This window comes from Sorangiineae bacterium MSr12523 (assembly GCA_037157775.1).
GTDB classification, from domain to species: domain Bacteria; phylum Myxococcota_A; class Polyangia; order Polyangiales; family Polyangiaceae; genus Pendulispora; species Pendulispora brunnea.
The window spans coordinates 11,880,694-11,898,459 of the sequence record CP089982.1 but is presented as its reverse complement, the minus strand read 5'-3'; the positions used below and the strand labels follow the sequence as shown (position 1 = coordinate 11,898,459).

The window sequence follows — 17,766 nt, the reverse complement described above, 5'->3', positions numbered from 1 at the left end:
TGGCGCGGCGACGGCTCGTCCAATAAAGCTCCCGACTCGTGGTGCGGCGACGACGGCTCGTACGTTGGCAACTCGTCGTTGCAAACAGTCGGTCCCAGACTCGCGTGGCTGGCTCGCACAGCCGCGGAGGCATGCTTTGGGTAGTTCAATCGATTGCACGGCGTCCGTCGTGCTCTGCATTACGCTCGTTGCCGTGCTGGCGGCATTCTTTGCGCTCACGCTTCGCGTGGGGGTGCGCACCTTCGAGCGCCTCGAGCGGGAGGCGCCGCTGGCCATCGTCGGCAAGGCTCCGATGGAGGCCGTCTACAGCGCGCTCCAACCCGTGGCGCGCCTGATCGTTTGGCTAGGTATATCGGCCAACGGGGTGACGCTTTCGTCCCTCGGCTTCGCGGCGCTGGCGGCGATGTTCTTTGCGCTCGGGCACTTTGGCCTGGGTGCCTTCGCCGCGTGCGCGGCGGCGCTGGCGGACGCGGTCGACGGGCTGGTCGCGCGGCAGACGCAGTCGGTGAGCCGCTTCGGGAAGCTGCTCGATACGACGGTGGACCGGTACGTGGAGGCGCTCTTTCTCGGGGGCATCGCCATCTACGTGCACGACACGGCGTGGATGCTGGCGCTGGTGCTCGCGGCGCTCGTCGGTGGCTTCATGGTGAGCTACGCGTCGGCGATGCTTCGCGAGATCGGTGCGCCGGATCCGAAGTCGCCGATGCGCCGGGCGGAGCGTCTGACGTTCTTGCTCGCCGGTGCGGTGCTGGTGCCGCTGGTGGCGTCGGCGGCGCCCGACGTGGCACCGGCCATCCAGCTTTTGCCGCTGCTCGTGGGTCTGGGCGCGATTGCCGTGGTCGGCAACGTGAGCGCGGCCCGGCGCATGCTCGCCGGCGCCCGTTGGTCGGACGAAACGACTTCGTACGAGAAAAGTTGGCCCACATCGTCTCGGTTTCTTATCCAGCGAGAGTCCGTATCCGTTGGAGGAACCGATGAGCGAAGGAGATCGCCGCGCGCCCGGTGCGACGCGGATTCCGTTTGAAGCGATGGTGGAAGTCGGCGGGGCGACCGGCCCGGCTTTCGAGGCGCAGGCGGTCGACGTCTCGCTGGAGGGGATGCATCTGAGAACCGCTTACCTCCCCGAGGTGGGCCAGCCGCTGACGTGCCGCTTCGATGCGGGACCGCGCGAGATGGTGCTGGCCTCGGGCGAGGTGGTGTGGTCGCGCGAAGCGGCGCGCGGAGGCGAATTCGGGATTCGGTTCTCGAACCTCGATTCCGACAGCGCGCGCATTTTGGGCCAAATGATGTGTGTTGCGCCGCCCTCGTCGATGCACGGCGACGCGGAGGCGTCGCCGCGGCGTGCAGGGCCCGGGATGAAGGTGCGGCTGCACATCGATGGCCTGGGCTCGCCGATGAAGGCGCGCGTGAAGGGCATGCAGCAGGCGGAGCTGACCGTGGGCAGCGAACTCGGGTTCCTGCAGGTCGGCAAAGGGCTGGAGCTGGAGAACGCCGAGACGGGGAAGAAGCGACCCGCGGTGATCGATCGGGTCGAGGTGCAGGTCGATCCGGGCTCGCAGGTGCCGGAGCTGGTGGTTGCGTTGAAGTACTCGGACGAATTTTCGCCGATGGAGACGGCGAAAACGGTGCGGGGGGTGGGGCCTGTGATGGCACCGCCGCCGGCGGAGATGCGCGAAGCGCGCGAGTCGCGCGATATGCGTGAAGCGCGGGAGGAGCCGCGTGAGGTGCTCGAGCGCGCCGACACGATGACGGCCGAAGCCGTGGTGCCGCCGTCGAGCGACCCTGGGGTCGACGTCGAGGTGACCGATACGGATCACGGCGACGAGGAAGGCGAAGCCCCGACGGCGGCGGACCGGATGAAGGGCGCCATCTCGCGGAGCGCAGCCAAGGTGACGCCGGCGATCAATGCGTTCGCGCAGCGGGCGAAGACGACCTTCGCGCTGCTGGCCGCGCGCAAGTGGCGTGACCAACGCGACGGGCGAGAGGCAAAGGACGACGTGGGCATTCCGATGCGCAGGGTGACGGCACCGCCGCCCGGCGGGGGGCTGCACGCCGAAGGCCGCAAGGTGGTGCGCGACTTCTCGTCGCTGCGCGAGGGTCTGGACGAGAAGCCGGCGGGCTTCGCGTCGCTGGACAAGAAGAAGATGATCCTCGGCGGGGTAGCGGGGGCGCTGCTCATTCTGGGGGCGGTCGCCATGCGCAAGCCCGCGGCTCCGCCGCCGGCACCCGAGGCAGCCGCCAACGAAGCGCCGATTGCGAGTGCCGCCCCGGTGGCGCAGGCCGACAGTGCAGCACCGGTCGGATCGGCGGCGCCGAATGCGGCCAACGCGTTGGCGAATGCGCCGGCGCCGCAGCCGGAGACGGCACAGGCTCCGAACTTCGCCGATGCGACCCCGCAGAGGGAAGAGCGTCGTGCGCCGCCCCCGCGCCGGATTGCGGTGGCACCGTTCTCGAACGGGACGGTAAATCACGGCAACGTGCTTCGTCTGCGCATGGATGGCGCCATCGAGAAGATCAACGGTGCCGCGCAGCCGACGGGCTTCACCGTGGTGGTTCCGTCGCGTCGCTCGCTGGAGGCGGCGGCCCCGCTCGCCGCGCGCGATGGCCGTATCGCGAGCATCAAGGTGGTGAACGATCCCGCGGGCGCCGAGCTCTCGGTGACGTTCAAGGACGGCGTTCCGAACTACGTGGTGCGAGCCAAGGGAGAGACGTTGGAAATCGTTCTCGCACCCGCGGGCCGGATGTCGCCGCAGGATCGGGTGGCGGATGCCCACGATGGGCATGAGGGGCATGACAGCCCGCGGGCGCACGCAACGCCGAGCAATGGCGCAAAGCGTAAGCACGCGGGGAAGAAGCACTGACGAGAGGGGCAAGAGGGGGGGCTTCGCGGACGCGCACGCGCACGGTTCACGAGCACGTAGACGAAACGTAGACGATCACGAGTACGAGCGCGTGCGCGTGCACGATCACGAAGACGATCACGAATCACGACCACGACCACGTCTCACGGGGCGTGGTCGTGATCGTTTACGTGATCGTTTACGTGATCGTGCACGTGCACGCGCACGCGCTCGTGCTCGAAGCGGTCTACACAGGGTTCCCCGCGGGCTACCCGCTCACGCCGCCGCCTTGAGCGACTCCGTGCATTCTGGGCATCGCGTTGCGGCCAAGGGAATCGGCTTGGTGCAGGCAGGGCAGTCTTTGGTGGCGTCGGAACGGAGTTGCAGACGGGTCATCTGCTTGACCATCATGAAAATGGCAAAGGCCAGAATGAAGAAGTCGAGCACGGTCTGGAGAAAGTTGCCGTAGTTGAGCGTGGGCGCTCCGGCCGCCTTGGCTTCAGCCACCGTGGCGTAACTCTTTTCCCCTAGATTGATAAACAAATTCGAAAAGTCGATTTTGCCGACCAGAAGACCGATGGGCGGCATGATGATGTCTTTGACGAGGGAGTCCGTGATCTTGGCAAATGATGCGCCGATAATCACACCGACCGCCAGATCGATGACGTTCCCCTTGAGCGCAAACTTCTTGAAGTCTTGCCATATCGCCATAGCCATTACCTCGCCCCTCTTCCCTTGCGAGTCAATCGAAGAAGCGAGGTCTGGCTCGTGGCCGTGAGATCCCACCCGTCGCGCTCTCCGCGGCCCAAGCGTGCGGCGCCGGCGTACGCGATCATCGCCGCGTTGTCCGTGCAACTTGCCAATGGTGGGACGAAGCAGTCGATCCCCCGCGCATTGGCCATGGTTCGCACGCGCTCGCGCAATTCGCGATTTGCGGCCACGCCGCCGCCGAGCACCACGCGGGACACGCCATTCATCTCGGCGGCCTGCACCAGCTTCTTGGCCAGAACATCGGTCACCGCGCGCTGAAACGACGCACAAAGCGCCGCGATTTCCGCCTCATCCTTGGGTATCCCGTGGTCGGCGACATGTCGGGCCATCCGCGACTTGATTCCCGAAAAGCTGAATTCGAGCGAGCGCACCGAGGCCATGGGGGCTTTCTGCGGAAAGCGCGAGGCATCGCCGATAGCAGCCAATCGGTCGATCACGGGGCCGCCCGGATAGCCCAACCCTAGGAGCTTCGCCACCTTGTCGAAGGCTTCCCCGGCGGCATCGTCGCGCGTTCCTCCGAGCTCGCGGCAGGCATCCTCGGTCGGGCCATCGACATGGTAAATCGAGGTGTGGCCCCCCGACGCGAGCAGCGCGACGAAAGGAAACTCGGGTCGCGGTGCCGCCTCGTCGCTTGACTCGCCGGGCCGGCGGAGAAAGACGGCCAAGAGATGGCCCACGAGGTGGTCGACACCGACCAGCGGCAGGCCGCGCGCCCACGCGATCCCTTTGGCGAACTGCACACCGACGAGAAGCGCCCCGACGAGGCCGGGCCGGTTGGTCACGGCGATGCCGCCGAGATCGTCCAGGCCGACGTTGGCGCGGGCGAGGGCCTCGCGCACCACCGGGTCGATGTTGCGCGCATGATCCCGGGAGGCAAGCTCCGGCACGACGCCACCGTAGCGGGCGTGCAGGTCGACTTGGCTCTGCACCACGTCGGACAACACGGTTCCATCGCTGCGTACGACGGCCGCGCCGGTTTCGTCGCACGATGATTCGATTCCAAGTACGAGCATTGTCTAGATCGGGCAGTTGCCCGGGTGTTGCTGTAGCACGAACACGCCGAACAAGGCTGTCGCCGCCTGGGGATCCGGGGAGGCGCGCTGGGTGCTGCGCATCAAACGGACCTCGACGTCGCCCGAGCTCATGAGCGAAACGACGACGGTGACGTCCGCACGGTCGCGGAGCTCCGTGGCCAGAGGCGTCGCCACGTAAATCATGTTCTTCTCGCGCCCCTCGCCAAACGACAAGGTCGAGAGCGGATCGTGCCAGATCTGCGGGATCTGCTCCAGTGCCGTTGCCTTGAAGAGCCCGTCCGACGTGGTGATGGTCCCCGGCAGGCTTTGAAAGCGGTCCATGTCCAACGTGAGGCACATGCGCGTGTTCTCGGGCACGTTGAAGCGCACGAAGCTGCCGTTGATGACGGTGCCCTCGTAGTGGCCGTCGCCCGTGGAGAAGCGCGAGGTGTTGCGGCAGCTCCCCAGGCACAGGAGAAGGAGCGGCAGCGCGCCCGCCTTCGCGATGTTCGAGATGGATCGGTTCACGGCTTTCCGCGTTGCAATATAGCGCGGGCGCTTTCGCGGACGCGCGGCTCGGGATCGGTGGTGGAGATGCGCTGAGCGATCTCCTGCGCGCCGCGGAGATCGAACGAGGCGAGCGCCTTCATCGCGGCCTCGCGCACGAGCGCGTACGAGTCCTTGGTGGCGGCCTCGCGCAGGTGCCGGCCCGCGTCGGGCGACGCATTGCCCAGGCGCCCCAGCGCTTGCACGGCGAGCACGCGCATCGCCCAATTTTCCTGCTCGCCGAGGAGCTTCGCCACGGCGGCCACCGCGCGCGCATTCCCATGCGAGCCAATGGCGGCGAGGGCCACGCGCTGCACCTCCTCGTCTCGGTCGGCCACGGCTTGCACGACGGCTTCGCTCGCGGCATCCGTCGGCAGGTGCGACAGGAGCACGATGGCCTTTTGCCGCACCTCCACCTCGGGGTGGCGCGCCAGCGAGATCGCCTGCGCCTCCAGCGCGCGCGCCAGCGACTTCGCCCGCGTCTGCGCGGCTTGCACGTCGGGATCCTTCGAGGCGTCGGCCTCCACGAAGGGCCGCAGCGCCCCTTCGCCTGCGCCTACCGCATCGAGCACGGTCAGTGCGCGATCGGCCGAGGTGCGCAGACCTGCGAGCGCCGCGGCCTCCAGCGCATCGCCGTACTTCGTCACCGCGCGCGCCCGCTCCTTCGCCGTGAAGGTGCGCGAGACGAGCCGCATCAAAATGCCCTCCACGTCGAGCGCCCCATCAGGCACTGGGAGAAGCTCGCCCTGCGGTCCCGCGCCTGGTCGCGCCGATGAAGTCGCGGTCGCAAGTAGGATCAAGGCCGAGCTCCCTGCTCCACGCAGCGCCTCCGACGAATTGCGCGCACGCGTGCCCTCGGCATCGCGTCCCGCGAACACGGCATCGGCCATGGCACCGAGGGCCGCCCTTCCGCCCGGCGGCTCCCCATTTTTCTGCACGCCCATGCGCGCGAGGGCCACCAGCGCCAGTTGCCGCGGCAACGGATCGGGGCCCTGCGCCAGCGAAAGCAACGTCGCCGACTCCGAATCGGCACCGAGCTCGCCCAGGGCGAACGCCGCCGAGGCGCGCGCCACGTTGCCCGAGTCCAAGGTGCGCGCGACCCGCGCGATCTCCGCGATGGAGCCGCGGTCTTTGAGCTGGCCCAACCCGAGCACGGACAGGCCGCGCATCTCCGGCGTCCCGTGGCGGGTCAGATTGCGCAACATGGCAATGGCCCGCTTGTCCTGCATACGCGAGAGGCCCCACACCGCGGCGACGGCCACGGCATCGGTTGGCGTTCCCTCGTCGAGCTGCGCCTCGCCCTTGGGGAACAAGAGCGTGCGGTACTTCGGCAAAAGCGCAGGATCCCGCAGCGCACCGCACGCGATCATGGCCCGCGCCCGCAGCGCGGGATCGCCCGGGCCGGTGGCGTACGAGAAGAGCGCCGCGCCGGCATTCTTGTTCTGCACGTAGCCAAGCACGTCGATGGCCACGCGTTGTTGGCCCGCGTCCTGATCGGCCAGCGCATCGAGCAGCGGTTTGACCGCGCGCCCGCCGACCCGCGCCAGCGCCGTCCGTGCCTCCTCGGCGTCCTTCTGCACGGTGGCGCGTTCGCCATCCGTAGCCGTCGGGCTCGCGGTCCTTTTCACCCGCTGCACCAGGCCGAAGGTCAGGCTGCCGTAAATCTCGACCAAGAGCCGTCGGTAAATCGTCTTTTGCGGATTGCCAATCGCGAGCGGCAAGAGCTCCTGCTCGAGCGATTCCAACGTACCCTTACCCAAATTGATCTGCATGGACAGCCGCGCCGCCCGCGCGACCAGCTCCTCGTCGGGTGCACCGCGAAGCACGCGGCGGAAAAGCCGGTCGGCCTCGTCGTTTTCGCCTTTGGACAACAGCAAATCGGCCAATTCGAAATACACGATGTAGAGCCGATCGTTCTTCGCGAGCGCCGCGCGAAATTCGACGATGGCCCGCGCGGTATCTTGCCGCGAGCGGTACATTTCACCGAGGCGCCGGTGACCTTCGGCATCCTCGGGGCTCAACTCCACCGCGCGCGCCGCGTATTTGATCGCGTCGTCGTCGCGATAAAGCTGCAACGCATATTGGGCCATGCGTTGATACAGCTCGCGCGCTCGTTTTGGCTCCACCACGACGAGCTTTTCCAGCACGTTGATGGCATCGAGCAGTTTGCCCTCCTGCACGAGCACGCGCTCGAGGGCCAAATAGCTATCCGCGTCGCCCGGCGCCAATTGAATGACGCGGCGGAGTGTGGCCTCGGCCTCGGGCAGCTTGCGCACGTGGATCTGCACCTCGGCCAAGGTGCGTCCGGCCTCGATGTCCGGCGGGTTGGCCTGGAATTGCGCGGTGAGCGGCGGGAGCTGCCGCTCGATGCTCCGCTCGAGTCCCCAGAGCGTGACCATGTGCGAGCGCACCTCGCGGGCCAGCACCTTGTCGTTGTTCTTTTTGGCTTTTTCGCCCAGCTCCGACCAAAGCGTGCGCGCCTCCTGGTAATTGCGCGACCGTTCCAATGCGCCGGCGAGCTGCTTTTTGTACGTGAGATTCTGCGGCTCGAGCTGCGCGGCCTCGCGCAAGGCGGTCAGCGCGTCGGCGGTCATGTCGTGCTCGAGGTACACCTCGCCCAAGGCGGCGAGTGCCCGCGCCCGCGGCGTCACCGTGGTGAGAATGCGTTTCCACGTTTGCACCGCCAACTGCGTATTCCCATCTTGGAAATAGCGATCTCCCAAATCGACCAGGTGCGACGGGTCGTTTTGTGCGACTTGCGTGAGGCGCGAGAGGACGTGAAGCGATTTCTCATTTTCGCCGATGCGGCCATAAAAGTCGGCCAGGCGGCTGAGGACCTCTTCGTCCCCTTGCGCGCGCGCCTCCAATTGCGTGAGCAGGCGCAGCGCACGGGCGCGGTCGCCGCGTTGAATGAGGGCATCGCATTGTTCGAAAACGAACTCGGGATTGTTCGGTGCCGCGCGAATCAGTGATTCGTATTCGGCAATCGCTTTGTCCAACTCTCCTTGCGATTGCAAAAGGCGAATCATCTTGAGGCGCAGATCGATATGACGCGGATTCGTGGCCAGGGCGCGCTGGTAGGTTTTCAGCGCATTCACGGCGTCGCCTGTCTCTTCGTAGAGGGAGCCGAGCAGCGCCAGGCGCGCGAAGTCGCTGGGGTGCTCGTCCTCGATTTGCTTGATGAGCACCGGCAGCTGCTGGTCGGCGCGGTAAAGCTCCGTGATGACCTCGTAGATTTCCGCGCGCACGGCGGCTTCGGAGCCGGCCACGGAGAGGGCCTTCTTCAGGGTGGCGATGGCCTCTTGGTTCTTGTGGGCCTTCGCCTGCGCCTTGCCGAGCTCCTTGAGCGCGGGGGCGAGCGCGCGGTTGTCGCCCGCGGCGGCGGCGGCAAGCTCTTTGAACTCGGCCTCGGCTTTTTCGAACTCGCCCCGCGTGAAGAGCTCGCGTCCGAGCTCGCCCTTCACGAAGAGACTCGACGGCTGCATCTTCACCAGGTCTTTGTGGAACGCCTTGGCGCCCGCGAAATCTTTCGCGTCGAGGGCGAGCGCCATCAACGTGCGCACCGTCTGCTCTTTGTCGGCGGGCACCGTTTGCAGGGCGAGGGCTTGCTCGTAGCGCTTGCGCGCCGCCGCGGTGTCACCGCGGTCTTGCAGAAGGCGTGCGAGGGCCAGCATCGCGGTGGCGTCGTTGCTCTTGAGGGCGATGGCCTTCTCGTACGTCTTGATGGCGTCGTCGCCGCGCCCGTCCAACTTGTAGATGCCCGCGAGCGTGACCGTCGCCGCGTACTGCTCGGCCCCCGGAGCCGCGGCGCGCTTTTCGAAGTCGGCCACGAGCGCGTTCAGGTTCCCATCCTTGTCGCGGTAAAGCTGCGCAAGGCGCTGCAGCGGAAAGGGCGATCCCGGCTGCGAGAGCACGATTTTCGCGTAGCGCTCGATGAGCACCGTCGGCGGTGCACCCGTCTCCGAAGCCGCCGACGGGCTACCCGTTCCTGCCGGCGGCTTCGGCGAGGTGGGCGGGGCACCCGAGGTCGGAGGCCGCGACGTACCGCCGGGTTTGCCCCCTGGCTTGCCCGGCTGCGAAGGACGGTGACGCCCGCGCGGATCGAAATCCTGCGCCTGCGCCACGGATGCGACGCTGGAATACGCAAGGGCAGCGGCGAGAAGAGAAGCGAGCGCAGCAGAACGACGACGAGGCAGCATGACCAGTCTTATTCAGCTTAGACGCAAACCGGCGCCCGCGCACTGGATGGAAGCGACGGATCAGTCCTCGGGATCGTCGCCGAAAAGGAGACCGACGGAAAACTCGATCGCATCGAAGGGCTCCGCCCGCACACGCTCTCCGCGCTCGGCCGTGAGCACGAGGAGGTAGCCTTCCGCGGTCCAGCGGTGAACGGTCAGCGTTTCCTCCGTCGGGTCCACGAGCCAATAGTGCGGCACCCGCATGCGGAAGTACGTGCGCGCCTTTCGGATCGTATCGTTGCGCTTGTTCGTCGGGGAAAGGACTTCGCACACCCAGTCAGGGCGGACGCGGACCGGGATTCCGGTTGGGCGTTCGGGGACTCGGTCTCGACGCCATCCGGAAATATCCGGTCGATACACCTGATGCGTCTCGAACTCGATGTCCACTTCGAGCACCAACCACCAGCCGCCAGGATGCCGGCCTCCGGGGCGTCGTTGGAAACTGGGGCGCAGCGTTGAAATGAGTCCGCCTTGCGCGTTGCCATGCTCGAACGAGGGGTGAGCCTTTTCAACGATTTCGCCGTCGACGACCTCGTGGTAGCGCTCGTCCTCCGGGATGGCCAAGAGGTCGTCCCATGTCGCCGTGCCTCGCTTGGAGGCCATGTCAGTTCGACGTGACCGGCGGTTTTGCGGTGCCGTGACCCGCGCCGGCTCCCGTGGCGCCTGCGGCGGGATCCTTCTTGTCGTCGCGCGCGTCTTCCTTTTTGCCATTGGTTGCGTCGCGATCGCGGGCGGGCGGCGGGCGCGTCGTCGGCGGCGGGCGGCGGGCAACCCCCAAGGGGTAGCTCGTTGGAAGGCCGTCGCGCGGGATGGCCTCGAGCATGTCGGCCAGCTCGTTGGCACTGTGCGGGCGGTCTGCGACCTTCTTCTTGAGGCACTTCATCACCGCGTCGTCGAGCGCTTCCGGAATGGGAAGATCCGGGCGGCGCGTGCGCATGGGCGTGGGGACCTGGCGCTGATGAAGATCGAGAAGCTCGCGCCGGCTCTGCGCGACGATGGGAAGCTCGCTGGTGAGCGCCTCGTACATGAGGCAGCCCAGCGCGTAGATGTCCGTGCGCGCTTCCACGGCGGCGCCGATGCATTGCTCGGGCGCCATGTACTCGGGCGTGCCCAAGGTGTAGCCGGCTTGCGTGAGCGACTCCGCCGTCGTCAACTTGCTCATGCCGAAGTCGAGCACCTTGGAGCTGCCGTCCTCGAGCAAGAAGATGTTGCCCGGCTTCAGATCGCGGTGCACCACGCCCTTCTGGTGCGCGGCGCCCAACGCGCGGCACACGCCGATGAACACCGGCAAGGCGAAGCCCGGTGCCAGCGCGCCCTCGCGTCCGAGTTTGTCGGCGAGCGAACGGCCCACCAGGCGCTCCATGACGACGTAGATCGACCCGTCGGGCATCTGGTCCAAGTCGAGCACGCGCACCACGTTGGGGTGCTCCACGTGCACCTGGATGTACGCTTCGCGGCGAAGGCGCGCGATCTCGCCACCGTCGCGCGCGGCGGCGCCGCGGAGAACCTTGATGGCCACCTCGTGGCCGAGCGAGACGTGCTCCGCCGCGTAGACCACGCCGATGCCGCCCGAACCGATCTTGCGCCCGATGCGGTACTTGCCGCCCAGCACCGTGCCCGTGAGCTCTCCCGGCGTGGAGCCGAGCTCGCCCCGCAGCTCGAGGCCGCGTTCGAGCGCGGCGATGCGGTTCTTCTCGAACGAGCGCGCGCTGCGGTCCTCGCGGTTGCGATCCCAGAGGTAGCCCGCGCCCCCGCCGAGCAACGCGCCCAGCACCGCGGCGATGCTTCCCGCGACCCAACCACCCGTGGCCGCGATGGTGGCGCCGCAGCCGATGGCGGCCATCGTGCCTCCGAGCGGCGCGCCGGTGCGCGGCACCGTGCTGCGCCAGCGGACGGTGTACACGCAGGCGTCGGCGCCCTTCGCGATGCACGTGTTGTGCGTGATCTCGGCGTCTTGCAGGCCCCAGATGCGGGGGATGCCGCCGAGCTCTCCTTCGCGTGCGGCGCAGAGAAGCTCTTCTTCCCGCGCGTCGTGCCGGTCTGGATCTTCGACGGCGTCGTCGCGCAGCCGATACGTCATCCGGACGGCATCGACGACGGCGCGATCGCTCGTTCGACTCTTGATACTTTTGCTCGTCTTGGGGCCGAGCTCTTCGAGTTCCCAGGTACCAATTCGCGTCACCTCGCGGGCGTTGGCCGCGAGGTAGCGGTAGGCATCGATGGGCTGCTCGGCGATGCGGAGCATGCGCACCAGCGTGCCCAGCGCCTCAGGGTGCGTGACGTACTCCCCGCGGTGGCGCAGCGCCGATGGGCCGAGCTGCTGCGCAAGGGCGCGAAGGGCACGTCGGGCGGCCCCGACGCTGAGCCACCCGGTTTCGTTGTCGACAATCGCGGGATCGATCCCCGCACTGTTGAGGAGGGCACGTGCTGCTCGCTCCCCTTTCTCGGCGCGGATACGAAGCAGGTAGGTCTTGAGGATGGAGGCCCGAAGTTCCTCTTTACCCCCCCTACGAACGGATCCGCGCGGCAGTGAAGGCGCGCCGGTCATATGGCACAAGGTTACCTCCGGCTCGAGCCGGAGACAACGCCCTGCCGAAAGATGGCTCCTCCTTCAGCTTCGGCCGGCGTTCCTCCCGTTCGTTGGGGGCCCGCTCAGGGCGTTGCGCCGCTGTACAGCGCGTAAATCGCACCCCAGCCCATTGCCAGCAGGACGACGAAGAATCCCAGGATGACCCACTCGAGCTTCTTCAAAGCGCGCCGGCTCTCCACGATGCCCCACCCCATGCAGAAGGTGTGCAGCCCGTTGGCGAGGTGGTAGGCCAGCCCGAGAATGCCAAGGACGTAGACCACCAAGGTCGGGGTGTGGAAGCGCATTTCGTGGCTGATGTCGGCGAATGCCTCGGCATGCCCCTCGACGAAGCGCGGATGGATCCAGGCCAGCCAGAGGTGGGCGATGATGAAGAGCAGCAGGCCGATCGCGCTGATGCGCTGAAGGGCATACTTCAGGTTGGTGTAGAAGCCGTAGCGCACGTTGTTGGGTCGCGCGCTGAGCAGCCGGCCGATGCCCCAGACGGAGTGGATCAGCAGGGGGAGCAACACCACGATGGCCGTGATGAACTGGGCGGCTGGATGTGGATAAGACGTAACGGATTTTTCCCAGGCTTCCGCACCGTAAAAGGCCGCGAGGTTGTTCCAGATGTGGACGACGGACCAGATGCCGAGCGGCAAAATCGCGAGGAGTGAGCCAATTCGGGCGCGCAAAAAGCTGGCACCGCCCAGTTTGATTCCCACTTTTTCGCTTTCCTCGGAAGCAGCCTGTGTCGTTGTAGCGCTAGCGTTCAGCATCGCGCACGATGCTGGTGCGAACGGCGAGCGTTGACAAGGGGGCTTGCGCTACCAAGGCACATCGATGAAAAGAGGAGGGATGCGTTGTGCCGTGCTCGCCACGGTGGGGGTTCTCGCGAGCTTTGGTCCGCCGACCAAGGTTTTTGCGGCGCCCGTGGACGCAGCGACCGTGGGTCCGACGACCAGCGTGCGCCCGCCGCTGGGGCCTAGTGGAGCTGGCGGAGCGCCGAATGGCGGCGACGCCGGGAGTTCTACGGGAGGAAACGCTGCTGGAGCAATCAGTGCGAACGCGCCTACGCTGACCGGGGCCATCCCGCTCCATGCTTCGGTGCAGGGGACCGAGCTTCACTCCGTGGAGCTCGGGGCCGCGCCGACGCCCGGTGCCCGGCGCACGTACAAGGCTCTCACCTGGGGGGATCTGGCGCGGAACAACCTGCCGACGGGCCTGTACGCGGTGCGATTCCAGGTCGCCGGTGGGGAGCGTGTGGCCGTGGAGATCCCCGTTTGCTCGGGGCGTGGTCGCGTTTTGGTGAACGGCACCGCCGTGCCCACCGCCGGAAATGGTCCGGTGGTGGTGCCGCTGCCGCCGCGTCCCGAGCGCGCGCACGACGTGGAGATCGAGATCCACGTGGGCGCGTACGAGCACCGGATCGTGTGCGGACAAGCGCCGAAGTTCGGGGCGCAGATCGAATCGCGCGAGGGCCTGGGGCTTCTCTCGTTCGCATCGCCGCATGCGGCGGCGGGCGGAGGCAAGGCGGTGGTGTTCATCCCACCGGGGCACGACATTCAAAAGCCGTCGGCGCTTCTCGTGGGCACGCACCCGTGGAACGGGACGATGTGGACCTACGGCGCGTACGCGGACCTTCTGCGCGAGGCGGCCGCGCGCGATGTGGTGCTGCTCATGCCCAGCGGCTTGGGCAACTCGCTCTACACCGCAGCCGCCGAAGATGAAGTGATGCGGGCCATCGATACGGTCTCGCAGGCCGTGGCCGTCGATCCGCGGCGCATCTCCATTTGGGGTGCCTCGATGGGCGGGGCGGGGGCGACGACCATCGGGTTTCATCATCCGGACAAGTTTGCGAGCGTCACCAGCTTTTTCGGCGACTCGAAATACGACACGAGCACCTACGTGAAGAGCATCCTGCCGAACGAGGCGGCCGCGCACCTCGTCAACGCGCTCGACGTGGCGGAGAACGGCCGGCACGTGGCCGTGTGGCTCGTGCACGGAGACGATGATCGCGTCTCGCCCCCGGCCCAGAGCGCGATGCTCGCGCGGGTGCTGCGCGACCGAGGCTTTGCCGTGCGCCACGATCGCGTCCCGCACATGGGGCACGACGGCGCGCTGGTGGCGCGGTTCATTGCGGAGGTCGTGGGCCAGGCCTCCGAGGCGCGCGTACCGGCCACGGTCTCGCGCGTGACCTACCGCAGCGTGCGGCCGGTGGACACGGGGGCGTACGGCGTGAAGATCGCGCGCTCCGGCATCGGGGACGCATTCGTCGACATCGAGCGGCGCGGCGAGACGGTTCACGTGCTTGCGGCGAGTGGCGTGCGCTCCATCGAGTTCGCGCGCGGGGCGCTGGGGACATCGCCCATGACGCCGCCGCCCATCACCATGGACCCCAACGTCAAAGTCGAAGTGCGTTGGGAGGGAATCTCGGTTCCGGCTTCCGTGATGGCCCCGGTAGTATCGCCGTCTCCCCGATGAAAATGAACCCGCGCTGGGAGCGCGCACTGCTCCTCTGCCCGCCCGTGATCACCGTCGTGGTGATCGCGCTGGGTCTTCGCATCGGTGCCTCGCAGGAAGCGCGGGCCGCCCGCGTGTACGGTGCGCCGCCCGCGACGGGGCAGCATGGACTAGCGTGGACCATCGCGTTGATGCGCGAGGATCGCGGCGTCAAAGAGCCGGTGCCCAACGAGGCGTTGCGCGTGTCGGTGACGCAGCAAGGCGGCCACGGTGCGACGTGGGAGGGCATGACGAACGCCGATGGCGTGGCCGAAGCCTGGCTCGCGCTCGAAGGGGTCGCGCCCGGCGAACGCCTCGCCGCGCAAGTCGTGTCGTCGCGCACCGGCGAGGATTTCGCGCACGGCATGGTGACGGTGCCGCCGCAGCGAACCGACTCCATCGAGGAGCGTGCACCTGCGTTTCTCGCGCCGAGCCGGCGTGCAGGCACCATTGCGCTGGATGCCGTGGTGATCGGTCGCTCGCTGGCGGCGGAGTTTCCCTCGCGGGTGCTCGTGCACGCGACGGATGCCACGACGGGGGCGGGGCTGGCCAACGTGCGCATTGCGGTGGAGCCCGAGCCAGGCCTCGAGTCCGCCGCACCGACGGTGCGCACCTGCGACAACGGGTGGGCGGAGGTGTCGATGATCGCGCGCGCCCACGTCGTCGGCGCGTCGTTTCATGCCGAGGAGGGCAAAGGGAAGACCGTGCGCGCGGGCGACTGGTACGGCGCAATCCCCGTGGCCGGTGGCGCGTTCTCGGTGTCCTTGCCCGAGGCCGGCGGAAGCCTCAGCGTCCGCAGCCCGTCCCCGCGCCCGGTGGCGTACGTCGAAATCGACGACGACAAGGGCCGGGCACGCGGCTACGCGCTGGATCTCAAGGTCGACGGCACCGGGATGCGCAGCGCCAGTGTGCCTTTCCCCACTGACGCTCCGGAAAAGGGCTTCGTCATTGCCTCCGGCGAGCCCCACGGCGCCGAAACTTTGTCCGGCGCCACCTTGGCCTTCCCCTATGTTCCGCCGGCGAGCCCGTGCGACGTGCGCCCGGCCCTCGCGCGCATGACCGCCCGCGCCTTCCCGCGCCCGGTCGTACTCGACGGCCTCGGCCCCGTGCACATGGTCGCCGCCCGCGCGCGTGCCCGGGGCCTGCGCCTCGCCTTGTGGACCTTGCTCCTCGCCGCCTTGGTCGAGGGCCTGCTTCTCCTGCGCCATGCAAAGCGCGGCCGCATCGGCTTTGCACGATTGCCGCCGGAGCTCATCGAAGGCCGCGTCGGCAGCGTCGCGGTGGGCCTGGGCATTGGCCTCTTGGGCTTCGCCCTCCTCGCGGCGCTGCTTCTGCGCTCGGCCTCCTAGTCCTTCACCTTTTCCTCGACACGCATGGCGGCGCGCACCCAGTGGCGGACCTTCTCGAGGTGCGCGTTCTCCTCGTCGAGCGCCTCTTTGAAGGATTGGACCAGGTCCTCCCGATTGAAGTCGCCCGCGAGCGTGATGAGCAAGGTCCACCCGTCGTTGTCGGCCAGCTCCGCGACCAGGATGGCCTCCAGGCCTTGCACGAAGGTGGTGCGTGGGTCGAGCAGCACTTGGGCGAGGCCCATCGACTCAACGGCGACGACATCCGCGGAGGGTGTGATGACCGTGGGATCGCCGCCAAGGCTTTCGATGGTCGACTTGAGGAGCGAGAAATGCGTGAGCTCCTCCTGGTGGAATCGCTCCAGCACCGAGCGCTGGGGCCCACCGGCGAAGGTTCCGAAGGTGTCGAATTTGGAGAGCAAGGCTTCGTACAGACGCGTGCCGGTGCGCTCGAAGGCAAGGCGTTCGCCGAGCTTGTCCATGAAGACGGTCATGCTCAGGCCCTGCACGGCTTTGATGGTGGTGCCCACGACGCCCTTCAACGTGGAAGGCGCCGGAACGTGGCCGACGGGCAGGCCCTCCTTGCCGTACGCATTTCGCACGGCCGCGATCCATTGTTCGTCGCCCGTCGAGCTGGGGGTCGCTTCGCTCACCGAATCGACCAGCTCCTTGCCGTGGATGGGGGACGTGGCCATCCCGGTGCGGTTCAATCCCATTTTCAAGGTGCTCTTTCCCACCACGTTCATCACGGCCTCGCTTGCTGGGGCGCCTTCGCGCCGTTCTGAAGGGTGAGCTCCGTACCGGGAGCCCAGCGGTATCCGGCGGCCACGATTTGCGACGGCGAGCCATTGCGGTTCATGCGTTCGCGGTAGGCCATCGACGCCGTCGAGTCTTCGCGCGGGCCGACGATCTGCGTGCCGTTCGCCCGAAGGTCCACCTCGGCCTGGAGCACGTCGCGCACGTAGCGGCGGTGGCTCTGGTAGGCGATGGGTTCGGGCAGCGTTTGCGGAAGGATCTCGGCCGGGTCACGCTTTTCCACCGTCTTGAACAAGTCCATCACGTAATGCAAATGGCCTAGTTCGTATTCGACGAAGCGCTCCCAAATCTCTTTGATGCGGGGGTTGTCCTCCTGCGTATAACAGGAGTGATAATTGTAGACCTCACATGCTTCGTGGAGCAGCCACTTCTCCAACCATGTCTCGTACGGGTCGATGATGGACTCGTACTGCGTCACGTGCTGCTCTTCGATGGAGGCAATCTCCGCATAGAGCTGGCGCGCGGCGGGATCGGCGAAGGTGGGCCCCACGGTCATGTAGTAATCATGGGTCTGGTGCTCGCCCGCCATGATGGTCAGCGCATTCAACTTGGTAATCGGCGAAGCCTTCTTTCGATCGTAACACTCCCGCAAATCGTCCTCGGGTGCGCGGTGCTCGACGGCCGTGGGCCGGCCCGGACGGATATCCGTGTAACACTGCGTGAGCGCATTGGCATCCTTGCCTTCGATGCGATCCATCAGTGCGGCATATCGGTACAGATGGTCGAAGTCCTCGAGCATGCCAAAATGATAAACCTGCTTCATATACGGATCGGGCTCGTGGGCGGCCACACTGGCCGTCACCTCGATGGCCACTTGCTCGAAGCCGATGGTCGTCTCCAAGGCCGATTGATCCGGCGGATTGAGCCAATTGACCAATGTCTGCTGGTGCTGCTCGACCCGCCGAACGCGGGCGAGTTGCAGCTGCAACGCCTTGTTCATGCGTGCTGCGGCGTGACCGAAACGCAGAGCCTCGGATTCGATGCCGTTCATCAGAATGACGCGCACCCGGGTGAAGGCGTCGTCATCGAGTTTGCTATAAGGAACGCGAACCAGGTCGCGCCAATCGAACTCCTGCTTTTCGAGCGGTATACCCCGCTCTGCAAATATATCGAGACTCATGGCCGTGC

General features: G+C 66.9%; 12 protein-coding genes and 1 pseudogene. 4 read left to right on the top strand and 9 right to left on the bottom strand.

Annotation, left to right across the window (positions count from 1 at the left end; genetic code table 11):
• Positions 1–169: 169 nt before the first annotated feature.
• Positions 170–1,024, top strand: a complete 855-nt coding sequence (locus tag LZC95_46900) for a CDP-alcohol phosphatidyltransferase family protein (protein WXA93968.1) — start codon at positions 170–172, stop codon at positions 1,022–1,024.
• Positions 975–2,861: a PilZ domain-containing protein gene (locus tag LZC95_46895; protein WXA93967.1), complete on the top strand. Its 1,887-nt coding sequence runs from the start codon at positions 975–977 to the stop codon at positions 2,859–2,861. The genes LZC95_46900 and LZC95_46895 overlap by 50 nt, the downstream gene beginning before the upstream one ends.
• A 378-nt stretch (positions 2,862–3,239) precedes the next feature.
• Here the strand turns inward: LZC95_46895 and mscL are convergent.
• From mscL to LZC95_46860, 7 genes and pseudogenes are all read right to left on the bottom strand, one after another.
• Positions 3,240–3,545 (bottom strand): annotated as a pseudogene (mscL, locus tag LZC95_46890) (large conductance mechanosensitive channel protein MscL).
• Positions 3,546–3,556: 11 nt separating this feature from the next.
• Positions 3,557–4,624: a tRNA (adenosine(37)-N6)-threonylcarbamoyltransferase complex transferase subunit TsaD gene (tsaD, locus tag LZC95_46885; GenBank protein ID WXA93966.1), complete on the bottom strand. Its 1,068-nt coding sequence runs from the start codon at positions 4,622–4,624 to the stop codon at positions 3,557–3,559.
• A 3-nt stretch (positions 4,625–4,627) separates the two neighbouring features.
• Positions 4,628–5,152, bottom strand: a complete 525-nt coding sequence (locus LZC95_46880) for a hypothetical protein (protein WXA93965.1) — start codon at positions 5,150–5,152, stop codon at positions 4,628–4,630.
• Complete coding sequence (locus LZC95_46875; protein WXA93964.1) at positions 5,149–9,369, bottom strand: tetratricopeptide repeat protein; 4,221 nt, start codon at positions 9,367–9,369, stop codon at positions 5,149–5,151. The genes LZC95_46880 and LZC95_46875 overlap by 4 nt, the downstream gene beginning before the upstream one ends.
• Before the next feature lie 60 nt (positions 9,370–9,429).
• Positions 9,430–10,011, bottom strand: coding sequence for a Uma2 family endonuclease (locus tag LZC95_46870; protein ID WXA93963.1), 582 nt, complete (start codon positions 10,009–10,011; stop codon positions 9,430–9,432).
• Position 10,012: 1 nt separating this feature from the next.
• Entirely contained in the window at positions 10,013–11,956 is a 1,944-nt protein-coding gene (locus LZC95_46865; protein WXB00279.1) for a serine/threonine protein kinase, read from the bottom strand.
• Between the two features lie 104 nt (positions 11,957–12,060).
• Positions 12,061–12,699: a succinate dehydrogenase gene (locus LZC95_46860; protein ID WXA93962.1), complete on the bottom strand. Its 639-nt coding sequence runs from the start codon at positions 12,697–12,699 to the stop codon at positions 12,061–12,063.
• A 118-nt stretch (positions 12,700–12,817) separates the two neighbouring features.
• On the opposite strand from LZC95_46860, the gene LZC95_46855 reads away from it, so the two are divergent.
• Both LZC95_46855 and LZC95_46850 read left to right on the top strand, forming a co-directional pair.
• Positions 12,818–14,458, top strand: a complete 1,641-nt coding sequence (locus LZC95_46855; protein WXA93961.1) for a prolyl oligopeptidase family serine peptidase — start codon at positions 12,818–12,820, stop codon at positions 14,456–14,458.
• A complete protein-coding gene (locus LZC95_46850) occupies positions 14,455–15,825 on the top strand; it encodes a hypothetical protein (GenBank protein WXA93960.1) in 1,371 nt (456 codons plus the stop codon). Before LZC95_46855 ends, LZC95_46850 begins: the two co-directional genes overlap by 4 nt.
• Here the strand turns inward: LZC95_46850 and LZC95_46845 are convergent.
• Both LZC95_46845 and LZC95_46840 read right to left on the bottom strand, forming a co-directional pair.
• Positions 15,822–16,568, bottom strand: coding sequence for a ferritin-like domain-containing protein (locus tag LZC95_46845; GenBank protein WXA93959.1), 747 nt, complete (start codon positions 16,566–16,568; stop codon positions 15,822–15,824). The genes LZC95_46850 and LZC95_46845 overlap by 4 nt on opposite strands.
• Positions 16,568–17,758 (bottom strand): hypothetical protein, encoded by a 1,191-nt coding sequence (locus LZC95_46840; protein ID WXA93958.1) that lies wholly within the window; start codon positions 17,756–17,758, stop codon positions 16,568–16,570. The genes LZC95_46845 and LZC95_46840 overlap by 1 nt, the downstream gene beginning before the upstream one ends.
• Positions 17,759–17,766: the final 8 nt, after the last annotated feature.